The sequence below is a fragment of the Flavobacterium sp. UBA6135 genome (assembly GCF_002428305.1).
Taxonomy (GTDB): Bacteria; Bacteroidota; Bacteroidia; order Flavobacteriales; family Flavobacteriaceae; genus Flavobacterium.
Window position 1 is genome coordinate 13,174 of record NZ_DIVJ01000048.1, and the last position, 12,690, is coordinate 25,863.

Below are 12,690 nucleotides of genomic sequence, written 5' to 3' on the forward strand. Positions count from 1 at the left end.
AAATGTTAAAAAAAGGATCCAAATTGAATAGCATTTTAACAGGAAGTTGTCCTAAATGCCATGAAGAAAGTATGTATTTGGAAAAAAACCCCTATAAAATGGGTAAAATTTTTGAAATGCATGAAACATGTAGCCATTGTGGTACGCGTTATAAAATTGAACCTTCGTTCTTTTACGGAGCAATGTATGTAAGTTATGGTTTAAGTATTGCTTTTGGAGTTGCCGCATTTATTATTGCCAATGTATTTATCGGCTTGGGGTTGATTCATTCCTTTATAGCCATTGTTGCTACATTAATCCTTGCTTTTCCCATAATTCTAAGATTATCAAGAAATATTTGGATTAGTATGTTTGTACAATTTGATCCAAACTGGAAATCAAAAACAAATTAATCCCAATTGATTTTTTTAAATCGCTTGATATCAACCGCCGGATCTAATGGCACTTCATTTTCAATAAAATTGAAAAGTACTTTTGCCATAGCTGGAGCCAACATCACGCCACGAGTGCCGAGACCATTTAATACATGTAAGTTAGAATAGTTAGGATGTCTTCCAACCATAGGTCGTCTGTCTTTCACAGTAGGTCGCACTCCGGCTAAATGACTTACAACTTCAAAATCGCAGTGTAAGAGTTCTTTCAAATGAGAAAGTAATTCTTGTTTACCTTCCTCTGTAGGTGTTGGCGTTTTATCCTCCCAATTATAAGTAGCTCCAACTTTGTATAAATCATTTCCCAATGGAAGTATAAAAACGGATGATTTGATGATAACGTCCAGTTTTAAATCAGGTGCTTTTATAATTAACAACTCCCCTTTTGTGCCATCTAAAGGTAAAAGTGAAAAATAGGGATTGGAATGAATGCCATAACCTTCAGCAAAAATGACATGTTTGAATTTTTCATTATTGTAAATGACAAAGTCACGAGTCACTTCCAATGCATAGTAATCAAACGTTTCTTTAATTAAAACTTCCGATTTTGACAAAAACTCATGATAATTATTCAACAGCAAAGCAGTATCAACATAACCGGATTGCATCACTTCACCATAACCGAAAGGAGAAGCAATGCCATTATAGGTGGTATGATTTAATTTGGTTGCTAAAAAGGGAGCCAAATTGGGTTTGTCTGAGGCTACAAACCAATTGTTTTGTTCTTCCACAGAAAAGAGTTTTCTGAAAATGGGAATTTTAAAATCAAGTTTTGAATTTAATTTAGACTCCAGATCAGCATAAAAATGATTGACTAAATCAATTTGCTCTTGCGATTTCCACACTTCACTAAATCGTTTTAATATGACCGGATTGTACAAGCCACCGGCTATCGTAGAAGAATTTTGAGAATAATTTTCATAAACTCGTATTGTTTTATCGTTTCTAAGTGCGATTTCTGAAAAAGCAATTCCTGCTAAACCCGAGCCAATAATTAAATAATCTGTCATGTGGTAAAAATAAAAAACTCTTACCTAATGGTAAGAGTTTTTAGTTTATTTATTTAGGAATTAATAATTCCACATATCTTGTTCAAAATTTCTGATTTTTTCTTTCACTCTTTCAGATTCTAACAATTGATTAAGAGCGTTGTCTTTCATATACTTTTGAATGTCTCTATCACCATAAACATTTTCTTCTCTGTAAATTACAGCGTTAAAACGTCTTGAATTTAACAAGTGATCAAACGTTATTGGCATGGCAGAATTTCTATCATTGAATGCTTTGTATTCATGAAGAACGTCACGAGCAGCAGGGAAATAAACCCAAAATAACTCAATATAATCTTGTTCTTCCTTATCTAATGTAAAGATATCCGGAGTAACAGGACAAATACCTAATAGCCTGTATTTCAATTCACCTTGACGTTTGTCAAAATACCAATAGCCTTTGATTTTATAATCAGAAACGTGAAACGATTCGATGTTATAAGGAACGATATACTCTTCCGAAATAGGTATACCAGCATTATATTGTTCTCTACCGGCGTCTGTCGTGTCTTTACGAGTTAATGCTGATTCAATATCTTTCATAGACTTCTTAGCAGTGAAATAACTGTCGGTGTAAACCTCTGTAAGTTTACCTGACTTCATTGCTTCTGTCAATACATCATATAAAGGCTTTCTATCCGGTCCTAAATCACCGTCAACAGGAAAATACAATGGAAAATTGATACGTTCATCTAAATCAATGATTTCCCATACTGTTTTACCCATTAAAACATCACGGTCATGAACATAACCATATTGCAATGGCTTGTCATTATCTGCCTCTAATTGAGCCGCTGTTTTTAAACCTATTTGGTCCGGTGTTTTAGCGTTTAATAGATTGGATTGAGCAACTGTGGGTACAGTTACAAAACCAAACGACAGAGCTACTAATAAATATCTTAAATTCATCATTTAAAGAATTGTAGGTTAATTTGAAAGATAACGCTTATCTCTTTATTTTTATTGTACTTCGTAGATTACCGGAGCTGTTTTAGGCAACATATACTCAGGTGAGCCTACTAATCTTGTCTTAATTTCTGAAATAGTAATTTGGTCACCTCTACCAGCTTTTTGAATAGCTGCAGCAGCTTGTGCATTCATTCTAGCACCTTGTACCACAACAGTTGGTTGACCTGTAACTTTGATGTTGAAACCTGTTACATCAATGCTTAAATCAAAATCAAAATCAACTAATTTAGCCCCTACAGTAGAAACTTCAAGACTGCTTTTTGGTCCTTTTACCAAACCTAATTCACCACGCACAGTTCCTTGTGGTGCAGGAATCCCTTTGATTCTAAAAGCCTTTTTATCAGAAACTGATGTGCCATCAGGAAGCTTACCACTAACATTGATAACAACTTCAGTTCCAGATTGTGGACGCATAATATATTTACCAGCAGCCCCGCCAGATAAACCAGGAGCAGTAGCCGTAACTAAATTTGCAGGAACACCGGCAAAAGAAATTGTCATTGGGTTATCAACTCCTCTATATACTACGTTCATTTTATCAGCAGAAATTGTTGCTGAATTTGGACGAGGAATTACAGAATATGATGATTCTACAGGAATTTCAAATGCTTTTCCATCAAAATCTGTAAATGTCATTTTACCCTTAATAGTTTGTTCTCCAACATTACCAGAAGGAAACTCTAAAATTGTTTGTCCCTGTTGCATTGCAGAAGCAGGCAACTCTCTTCCATTGATTACAACAGAATTAGCTTTAAGCGTTGCATCTTTTTTACCAAGAATAATTTTTCCTTTGAAAGACTCACCACTAAAGAAAGCTGTTTTATCCGGAACAACGATAGCATCAAAATTGGTTAAAGAGGCTTCTACTTTCAACTTTTCAGCCACCATAGATGTCAAAACGTCTGATTGTGTTTTTCTAATATCAGATTGTAACGCTGACAATTTAGTCATAGATGCAACCATTGGATATCCTTTATAATGATAATCTAACCAATCTATTGATTTTCCATCACGGTTTTTTACCGGTTCTGTACTAAATGCACTGTTAGCAGAAGCAAGTACACCAGCATATTTAGGGTCATTACCTAATACTTTAGCTAAACCGTCTTTGTAACCTTTAATTTTATTTAAAAATTCTTGACCTGCCGGTTTTAATTTATCACCAATAAAGAATTTTTCATCTAAGAAATCTGCTTTATCTTGTATTTCATAATCTTTTGGATCTTCAACAGTTTTCATCATCTCAGTTTTCAATCCTTCAATATGAGCATAAAAATCATTTGATAATTTTTCAACTTCTTTTGCTTTTGCAACTAATGGAGCAAACTTTTCTGGCTGTGATTCCATTTGTTTTTCCATTGCTTTTAAGTCATTATCAATACGACTTTTAGCATCTTCATTTGACAAAGCAAGTTTTTCTGTCATCAATCCAAATGCCGATAATACTTCTTTTGACATGTTTAATGCCAACATCGCGATGAAAACCAAGTACATTAGGTTAATCATCTTCTGTCTAGGGGTTAATTTTCCTCCTGCCATTTCTAATTAGTTTTTAAATTGTTTGTTAAATTGATAAAACTAATTATCCTTTATTTCCCATTGCAGACAACATTCCGCCATAAACATTGTTTAGGGAAGCAATATTAGCCGTCATAGCTTGCATTTGATCTTTTAATTTAGCTGCATTTTCTGCAATTTCTTTGTTTGCTTCTGCATTTCTAGAAGCACTTTCCAATTGTACTTTATATAGGCTGTTCAAAGATTCCATTTGAGCTGCTGCCATAGATAATTCTTCGCTGTATTTTTTCTGACCTACCATTGAATCTACAGTTGGTGCAATTCCTTTTGCTGCTGATTCAAAATTTCTAATGCTGTTACCTAAACTAGACATTAATTCTCCGTCTAACTTGGCTTCTTTTAACATTGCATCTAATTTTTGTGACAACAAACTTTGAGCATCTTCTTTTACTGCTTTGTTAGATTTAGCTTCTCCTCCTGCTAATTCAGGATATACTAATGACCAATCCAATTCATTATCTACTGGTTCAAATGCAGAAAGTGCAAAAATAATTGCCTCAGTCACAAGACCGATAGTAAGCATTACGTTTCCTGTTAAAGGTCCTATTTCAAAGTGAATAATTTTAAATAAAGCTCCTACGATAACAACTGCTGCTCCCATACCGTAAGCGAAATTCATTGCTTTTTTACTTAAAAGTGCCATAATAATAATTTTTAGTTAGTTAATTTTAATTTATTGTTTGTTTGATTAGATAAAATTTTATTTTGCTCTACCTCTGTTGTTCGCATTTCTGGTAACTTGTGTTCCCATGTAATCTTGAACAGTTCTAAAGCCGATGTAACTTCTTGCTGAATCTGCATATTCATAATCTCTTGAACTCACTTGAAGGAAATAAGCAACATCCTTCCAAGAACCACCACGAATTACTTTACGCTTGTTTTTCAAATCACCTACAGTTGGGTTCATTGTTGAAACATATTCATAAGAAGCAGCATCATAAGAAGAGTCTGTCCATTCTGAAACGTTTCCTGCCATGTTGTAAAGATTATAATTGTTTGGCTCATATGATTTGGCTTCAACAGTGTAAAGTGCACCATCTGCAGCATAATCTCCACGATTTGGTTTGAAGTTTGCTAAATAACAAGCTCTGTCATTTTTAGCATAATTACTTCCCCAAGGATAAGTAGCCGATTCTAAACCACCTCTTGCAGCATACTCCCATTCTGCTTCAGTTGGCAATCTAAAACTATTGATCAAATCTCTTTTATTCTTTTTTGATTTGATATAAATATTTTTCTTCAATGTTCTCCAAGCACAAAATGCTTTAGCTTGCGTCCAAGAAACTCCTACTACAGGATAATCACTATATGCTTGATGCCAAAAATAATCATTGTGCATTGGCTCATTATAAGAGTATTCAAAATCTTTAATCCATGCTGTTGTATCAGGATATACTTTTACATTTTCACTTCGAATAAAATCAGAACGTTTTCCAGTTTTAGCTTTGGCCGCAGCTTGAATATCCATCCAGGTATAACGAAACTTCAATTTGTTCACATCCATAGTTCTTAAACCATTATAAGATTCAGAAGCAGGAAGATACAATGAATCCATAACCTCAACGTAATACTCGTCTGGATATTTAGATGTATCAGTATGTAACTTTACACTTCTATTAAGTCTTCTACCAGCATAAGGATCTTCTTCAGTTCCTATACTATAATAGTTCTCATACATATATTTATCGTATGGAGACATTTTTTCAGGATCAGTATCCTTGAAGGCATAATCACCAATTGACGCACCACCTTTTTTCCCTGAACCTTTACCGGTTGCAGTTGAAGTTTGTCCAAGTTCATCAGCCAAAATAGCTAACCGAACTCTGATGGTTGAATCTTTTACCCATTCTACGAATTCTCTGTACTCGCTATTGGTAATTTCTGTTTCATCCATATAAAAAGAACGAACTGTAACAGTTTTAGTTGGAGCATCTAATACATTGGCTAAATCATCATCTGATTTACCCATAATGTATGCTCCTCCGGGAATTAATGTCATTCCGTAAGGTTTTTCAGGATGCCACTTTTTTCCGGGCACACCTACCAGCTCTCCTTTATCACCTGAACTACAGCCGATGAGTAAAAAAGACAATGTTGAAAATGCAATGAACTTCTTCATATAAATTTGGGTTATCATGTATTCAAATTTTGAGGTCGTAAACCTATTTATTATTTTTTAAAAAAACAATTAAATGCCATACTTTTTAATTTCATGTCCAAAACTATGTATTAAATATGAAACTTGAAAATATTTTATCGATAAAATACTTGTTTTATCGATAAAATGCAATTTTTTAATCATTTTGTAAGTTTATAATTACTTTAAAAAGATAAACAAAAGCCAATTAACACAACTTTAATAAAGTTTTTATGTTTTAAATATCACAAAATATTTTTTCTTTGTGCTTTCCACCATCTTTCTGGAATATCTTGGTCACAAGCAGCCAAATAATCTTGATGGGAACAAGGCAATAACGTATTTCTTTTTAATTTATTATTAACATTTAAAATAAACGGAATTTCAATCCACCATCTCTCAGTTAATATGCTTTTATAAAATATCAATTCAATATCATCAATAAGGACAATATACCTAATAAAATTATTTTTGTTACTGTAAGGACTTTCAAAAGTACGATAGTTATAACCTTCTATAAAATACCAAATTATTTGAGCTACCAAAGGGCTCTCTTTTGAAGTGTTGTTATGATTAAACAAACCTAATACGGCAACTTTTTCACTTATACCAGCATATCTCGAGAGGGAACAAATTTCTTTACCATCAAAACCATTGGGTATAAATGTAGTAAAATTTCCGGAAGCAATCGATTTTACGGATGTTAAATCTATGGATACAACATCAGCATCTCTTAAAACCGGCTCAGCAATACTTAAATTTGAAACTACATCGCCTAATCTAAAAGCATCAAAATACAATTTTTCAATTAAATCAATCTCTTCTTGAGAATTGTAATAGGTTTGAAAACCCAAATTACTAAAATTAAAAAGATTTGTAGGCTCATTAATAATTATCTTAGAAAGATAAGAATCCGAAGTGTTTCTGGATTCTTCCTTTCCAAAATCAAACTTATTATCAATGGCTACCAAATTAACCATTTGATCTAAATTATCATAACTACGATACAAAGCATATGTCAAATCCTGAGAGCCTCCTAAAACAATGGGAATAATTTGTTTTTTTATTAATTCTGAAATAATCTTGGAAACTGCAAAATAAGTATCTTCTTGAGAATTTCCTTGTGGAATATCACCTAAGTCAGCAATAATGGAATGCCAATTACCCGGGTAAAGAGCATAAAATTCTTTTCGAGTTAGGCTTAAATCTACAGCTTCAAATGAATTATTTCCTCTATTGTCTAAAACACCAACAATTGCAATGTTAATTTTATCTAAATCGGGAAAATCTTCTAGAGTATGAAACACCGTTTTTTTTCCAAGTGTTTGTGAATTTAGATTTTTTACAAAGTCTAAAACCGAAACGTCAACAGGTTCTAAAAAATCAAATTCCATAAATTATTTCTTTTTTGCAGGTGATTTTTTGGTTGTTGATTTTTTAGCAGCTGTTTTCTTTACTGGAGCTTTCTTCTCAATTAATTCTTGCACTTGAGCTAACGTTAATTTTTCTGCATCAACATCTTTGCTCAATTCAATTTTAATTTTTCCTTTGGTAATAACAGAACGACCCCAACGGGCTTTTTCAACTTTAATCCCTTCGGTTTTCCAATCATGGATAACTTTGTCAATTTCTTTTTGCTGCTTATCTTCAATCAATTCAACTAAATCGGATTGCGATAATTTATCAAAATTATATTTTTTACTTACATTAATAAACATCCCATTCCATTTGATAAATGGACCAAATCGACCAACTCCTTTTTGAATTGGTAACCCTTCATATTCTCCAATTGGAGCATCGGCTTGATTTTTTTCATCAATCAACTCTTGTGCTCTTTCTAAAGTAACATCCAGTGGATCCTCTCCTTTTGGCAAGGAAACAAATGTTTTTCCAAATCGAACATACGGCCCAAAACGACCATTGTTTACTTCAACTTCTTCTCCTTTATATACACCTAAATTTTTTGGCAATAAAAACAAGTTTAAGGCTTCTTCTAAAGTAATGGTTCCAATATTTTGATCAGTTCCTAAACTTGCAAATTGTTTATTCTCATCATCAATATCACCAATTTGTGCCATCGGACCAAATTTTCCTAAACGAACCGAAACCGGTTTTCCAGTTTTGGGATCTTTTCCTAAAATACGTTCGCCGCTTTCTCTATCAGCATTTTCTTCAACATTTTTAACAATCGGGTGAAAATGATTGTAGAAATCACGCATCATTTTTGTCCAATCTTCATTTCCTTCGGCAATTTCATCAAAATCTTGCTCCACTTTTGCCGTAAAATTATAATCTAAGATGGTAGAGAAATTTTTTACCAAAAAGTCATTTACAATAATTCCGATGTCTGTTGGCACCAATTTCCCTTTATCAGAACCGGCGTTTTCTGTTAAAACTACCGATTTAATGTCGTTTTCTTTTAGAGTTAATTGATTGTATTTTCTTTCTTGCCCTTCAAAACTTCCTTTTTCAACATAGTTTCTATTGATAATAGTAGAAATTGTTGGTGCATACGTTGATGGTCTTCCAATTCCTAATTCTTCTAATTTTTTCACTAAAGAAGCTTCGGTATAACGACTTGCAGGTCTTGAAAAACGTTCGGTTGCTGTGATATAGTTGTTAAGCAAACGCTCGTTGATTTTCATTGCCGGTAACATGCCTTCTTGTTCTTCATCATCGTCATCATTTCCTTCCAAATACACTTTTAGAAAACCTTCAAATTTGATTACTTCTCCGGTTGCAGCAAAATGTTCGGTGTGATTGTTGGCTTCAATTTTTACGTTGGTGCGTTCCAATTCGGCATCACTCATTTGGGAAGCTAAGGTTCTTTTCCAAATCAAATCATATAAACGTGCTTGATCTCTGTCAATATTTAAGGTGTGCTTTGACATATCCGTTGGACGAATTGCTTCGTGAGCTTCCTGAGCACCTTTTGATTTACTAGTAAAATTTCTTGGTTTGCTAAATTCCTTTCCATACGAATGCGTAATTTCAGCTTGAGCTGCAGCCATCGCTTCTTGGGAAAGATTGACACTGTCTGTTCTCATATACGTAATATGTCCCGCTTCATACAAACGTTGTGCAATTTGCATAGTGATTCCAACCGGAAGGTATAATTTTCTGGCCGCTTCCTGTTGCAATGTAGAAGTTGTAAACGGAGCTGCAGGAGATTTTTTGGTAGGTTTTGTTTCTAAATCCGATACCTTATATATAGAACCAATATTTTTTTGAAGAAAATCTTCTGCTTCTTTTTTAGTTGAAAAATTCTTTGGCAATTTGGCTTTGAAGGTTTTCCCGGCTTCATTAGCAAATTCTGCCGTAACAGAATAAGACGCTTGTGCTTTAAAATCTTGAATTTCTCTTTCTCTTTCCACAATCAAACGAACAGAAACCGATTGCACACGTCCGGCCGATAAACCGCCTTTTACTTTTTTCCACAAAACCGGAGACAATTCATAACCCACCAAACGGTCTAAAACTCTTCGGGCTTGTTGAGCATTTACTAAATTATAATCTATGGAACGTGGATTTTCAATGGCTTTTTGAATGGCTGTTTTAGTAATTTCGTGAAAAACAATTCGCTTGGTTTTTTTGGGGTCCAATTTCAATTCTTCGGCTAAATGCCATGAAATCGCTTCTCCTTCTCGATCTTCATCACTCGCCAACCAAACCATTTCGGCATTTTTAGATAACGTTTTGAGTTTACTCACTAAGGCTTTTTTATCGGCAGAAACTTCATATTTGGGTTTAAAATTATTCTCCACATCAACTCCGATTTCTTTAGATGGAAGATCAGCAATGTGTCCATAACTGGACTCTACCTGATAATCGCTTCCTAAAAATTTTTCGATTGTTTTTGCTTTTGCCGGTGACTCAACGATAACTAAATTCTTTGCCATGTACATATTTGTTTGGCAACAAAAGTATGGTTTTTTTTTAATTATTGATTTTTGGAAAAAAATTAAGACCAAAAAGATCTTCAATTTTTTGAAATTTAATCGAATAATAAGATTGATTTTGAATCTCTAATCAAGGTTATAAAGTGTTGATATTCTTTTTGAATGATTATCAATTTTTTGAAAAACTTTGTTGAAAAACATTTTTCTATCTCTAGTTCCTGAAGAGTTTAATAATTTTGAGTTTTTTACTTGATGAAGAAAGTACAGTCTGGCGTTTTCTGTTGTTGGAATATCATTTGTTATAAAATAGCCCAACAAAGTATAGGGAACAAATAACGATTTTTTATGTTCATTTTGAAAAAGAACATTATTATTCAAAATCAAAAGCTCGTTGTAATACAAATAATAATCTGAATTATTTTTTGAACTTTTCTCTTCTATTTTATAAAGTTCTTTTTTCAATTCCTCTAAAATCATCAAAGCATTTTCATAACTCAAAAGACCAGAATCAAAAAAATAATTAACTTGTTGTACAGTACTATTGATTGTTGTATCATTCCAAATTTCATGAACTTCAGAAGTTTCATAGACTCTTTTTAAAGTGAGACTCGCTTGCAATAGTGACTGTTGTACTGTAAATTTTTCAAATGACAGTTGTTCTTCTAACTCTAAAAGCAAATTCTGCCAAACATACAGTTTAAATTTAGAGAGCAATGTTCCTCCTATTGTATAAAACAAAGGAATATCTTTTGCAGAATAGTAAATTGTGGAATCCGTATCAAGATAAGAAGAAAGCTTAGATGCAGAAAAATCAAAATATAAAGCTAGGTCTTCGAACGAACTAATTTCTTTTGTCTTCTCTACAACAACCTTGTTTTCTTCATTATAAATTGTATCCAACGAAATCTCATATTGTTTACATAAAATTACTGCTTCCTCTATAGAAATTTTACTCTTTTGCGAAACTCTGCGATGTGCCGCATCATAACTTATCTGAAGCACTTGAGCTACGGTATCAATTAACGAAGTATTTGGAGCTATCTTCTTTCGAATAATTTTCAACAAAATTTCTTGATAATTCATATTTGCGATTTTCACAAATATAAAAAATATTTTAATGAATACATGCAATTTTAAATGCGTAAATCGCAATATTTTTGATTGAATTTAAAATCATATAAAAATGAAAAAGTATTTAACACTCATTCTTTTATCCGTTGTGATCATAGGATTTGGGCAAGACACAGAAAGTAGACTATTTAAAAATCAAATTTTTAGTTTTTCTCCAATTGCTAAAGATGTTAAAACAGTAAACGGAATGACTTTAGGAATAGGTCATTTTGAAACTACTGACATCATCAACCAAAAAATCAATGGATTAAATTTAGATGTCAATCCTTTAGGAATTATTGCCATTCTCTTTATAGATCCTGAAAAAGGGTTGGATTTAGGAAGAAACATTCAACACAATGGATTGCATATATCCCTTTCAGGATATCATGGAAATGCCAACTTGAATGGAATTGGAGTTTCGTTTTATCATTTCGGAAAAACATCAAACGGAATCAGTTTTAATGCAAGTTATAATAGTGTTGCTACTTCCAATGGCATTTTTATTACCGGAATAGCAATGATTAGCGAAACCGCTAGTGGAATTTTTATAACCGGAATTGGCAATGATTTTGAATTTTTAAAAGGAATTTCAGCTGGCATTTCCAACCGTACATTTGAGTTAAAAGGCTTGCAAATTGGAGGTTATAATCTTGTAAAAGGAATAAATAAAGGAATTCAAATCGGAATTTTTAATCATTCCAAAGCCGATAAAGGTTTTCAATTGGGTTTATGGAACGTGTCTAACAAAAGGTCTTTACCTTTAATAAATTGGTAATTATGAAACTAGTTAAAAACATGCTACTAATTATGATTTTTTCTACACAAATCATAGCAGCTCAAGAAACTGAAGCAGACACTCTAGCTATTAAAAGCAAAAAATATGAACGTTTTTATATAGAAACCGGAATTCACATACCTATTGATAATCTAGCAAAAGTTATTAAACCTTCTCCTCAAATTGGAGTTTGGTATAGAAGTAAATTTCAAGAAAATAACTTCGTAGAAATCGGCTTCAACGTATTTATACCTTTAAAAAATGAATCTTTTGTTTTTAAAGTCCCAGACACTTTAATTAAAACAAATACTGAGGGTGTTTCCGGAATGGTTGGCTTTAGATTTAATAAATTATACCATCCTTTTCATAAAAAAGAGGTTTCAATTGAATGGAACACCTCGTTTGGTTATGCGTTTTTTATGTACGATGCAAATTATCATCGTTATTTAAACGAATTAGAAAGTGAAACAAAAACAAACAAACCTTATTCCCGAGCGTTTAGTACTTTCCATATAGGAACGGGATTTAAATTTAATTATAAAAATATTGGTTGTCAAGTGCATTATCAATGGACTCCCTATGCTTTGTTTTCTGATTACATAGATAAAAATTTTGGAGCTCAAGCTCTTCAAATCGGCATTTTTTACAGACAATAATTTTTTACTCAATTTTATGTTAAACAACATCTGCCATCTTGTCATATTTTCAATTTTAGTATTATCTTTGCAGACTGATTTCA

11 protein-coding genes are annotated in these 12,690 nt (G+C 32.7%); 3 read left to right on the plus strand and 8 right to left on the minus strand.

What is annotated here, in order from left to right; genetic code table 11:
- Positions 1–2 precede the first annotated feature (2 nt).
- Entirely contained in the window at positions 3–392 is a 390-nt protein-coding gene (locus B3L86_RS11610; protein ID WP_291119260.1) for a DUF983 domain-containing protein, read from the plus strand.
- Here the strand turns inward: B3L86_RS11610 and B3L86_RS11615 are convergent.
- The 8 genes from B3L86_RS11615 to B3L86_RS11650 all read right to left on the minus strand — a co-directional run bounded on the left by B3L86_RS11615 (position 389) and on the right by B3L86_RS11650 (position 11,146).
- Positions 389–1,441, minus strand: a complete 1,053-nt coding sequence (locus B3L86_RS11615) for an NAD(P)/FAD-dependent oxidoreductase (RefSeq protein ID WP_291119263.1) — start codon at positions 1,439–1,441, stop codon at positions 389–391. The genes B3L86_RS11610 and B3L86_RS11615 overlap by 4 nt on opposite strands.
- A 60-nt stretch (positions 1,442–1,501) precedes the next feature.
- Positions 1,502–2,389 carry a gliding motility protein GldN gene (gldN, locus tag B3L86_RS11620; protein WP_291119622.1) on the minus strand — a complete coding sequence of 296 codons (888 nt, stop codon included), beginning with the start codon at positions 2,387–2,389 and terminating at the stop codon, positions 1,502–1,504.
- Positions 2,390–2,440: 51 nt separating this feature from the next.
- Positions 2,441–3,988, minus strand: coding sequence for a gliding motility protein GldM (gene gldM / locus B3L86_RS11625; protein ID WP_291119266.1), 1,548 nt, complete (start codon positions 3,986–3,988; stop codon positions 2,441–2,443).
- Between the two features lie 43 nt (positions 3,989–4,031).
- Positions 4,032–4,670: a gliding motility protein GldL gene (gene gldL / locus B3L86_RS11630; RefSeq protein ID WP_291119269.1), complete on the minus strand. Its 639-nt coding sequence runs from the start codon at positions 4,668–4,670 to the stop codon at positions 4,032–4,034.
- 57 nt (positions 4,671–4,727) lie between these two features.
- The gene (gene gldK, locus B3L86_RS11635; protein WP_291119625.1) at positions 4,728–6,146 is read right to left on the minus strand and encodes a gliding motility lipoprotein GldK; all 1,419 of its coding nucleotides are present in this window, start codon (positions 6,144–6,146) and stop codon (positions 4,728–4,730) included.
- Positions 6,147–6,409: 263 nt separating this feature from the next.
- Complete coding sequence (locus B3L86_RS11640) at positions 6,410–7,558, minus strand: formimidoylglutamase (protein ID WP_291119272.1); 1,149 nt, start codon at positions 7,556–7,558, stop codon at positions 6,410–6,412.
- Between the two features lie 3 nt (positions 7,559–7,561).
- On the minus strand, positions 7,562–10,063 hold the full coding sequence (gene topA / locus B3L86_RS11645; RefSeq protein WP_291119274.1) for a type I DNA topoisomerase: 2,502 nt from the start codon (positions 10,061–10,063) through the stop codon (positions 7,562–7,564).
- 126 nt (positions 10,064–10,189) lie between these two features.
- On the minus strand, positions 10,190–11,146 hold the full coding sequence (locus B3L86_RS11650) for a hypothetical protein (RefSeq protein ID WP_291119277.1): 957 nt from the start codon (positions 11,144–11,146) through the stop codon (positions 10,190–10,192).
- A gap of 100 nt (positions 11,147–11,246) precedes the next feature.
- On the opposite strand from B3L86_RS11650, the gene B3L86_RS11655 reads away from it, so the two are divergent.
- Together B3L86_RS11655 and B3L86_RS11660 are read left to right on the plus strand one after the other, a co-directional pair.
- Complete coding sequence (locus tag B3L86_RS11655; RefSeq protein WP_291119280.1) at positions 11,247–11,951, plus strand: LA_2272 family surface repeat-containing protein; 705 nt, start codon at positions 11,247–11,249, stop codon at positions 11,949–11,951.
- A gap of 2 nt (positions 11,952–11,953) precedes the next feature.
- Positions 11,954–12,607 carry a hypothetical protein gene (locus B3L86_RS11660; protein ID WP_291119281.1) on the plus strand — a complete coding sequence of 218 codons (654 nt, stop codon included), beginning with the start codon at positions 11,954–11,956 and terminating at the stop codon, positions 12,605–12,607.
- Positions 12,608–12,690 lie beyond the last annotated feature (83 nt).

Coding starts and splice junctions, on each gene's coding strand:
- B3L86_RS11610 (WP_291119260.1), top strand. CDS start 3: ATGTTAAAAAAAGGATCCAAATTGAATAGCATTTTAACAGGAAGTTGT.
- B3L86_RS11615 (WP_291119263.1), bottom strand. CDS start 1,441: ATGACAGATTATTTAATTATTGGCTCGGGTTTAGCAGGAATTGCTTTT.
- gldN (WP_291119622.1), bottom strand. CDS start 2,389: ATGAATTTAAGATATTTATTAGTAGCTCTGTCGTTTGGTTTTGTAACT.
- gldM (WP_291119266.1), bottom strand. CDS start 3,988: ATGGCAGGAGGAAAATTAACCCCTAGACAGAAGATGATTAACCTAATG.
- gldL (WP_291119269.1), bottom strand. CDS start 4,670: ATGGCACTTTTAAGTAAAAAAGCAATGAATTTCGCTTACGGTATGGGA.
- gldK (WP_291119625.1), bottom strand. CDS start 6,146: ATGAAGAAGTTCATTGCATTTTCAACATTGTCTTTTTTACTCATCGGC.
- B3L86_RS11640 (WP_291119272.1), bottom strand. CDS start 7,558: ATGGAATTTGATTTTTTAGAACCTGTTGACGTTTCGGTTTTAGACTTT.
- topA (WP_291119274.1), bottom strand. CDS start 10,063: ATGGCAAAGAATTTAGTTATCGTTGAGTCACCGGCAAAAGCAAAAACA.
- B3L86_RS11650 (WP_291119277.1), bottom strand. CDS start 11,146: ATGAATTATCAAGAAATTTTGTTGAAAATTATTCGAAAGAAGATAGCT.
- B3L86_RS11655 (WP_291119280.1), top strand. CDS start 11,247: ATGAAAAAGTATTTAACACTCATTCTTTTATCCGTTGTGATCATAGGA.
- B3L86_RS11660 (WP_291119281.1), top strand. CDS start 11,954: ATGAAACTAGTTAAAAACATGCTACTAATTATGATTTTTTCTACACAA.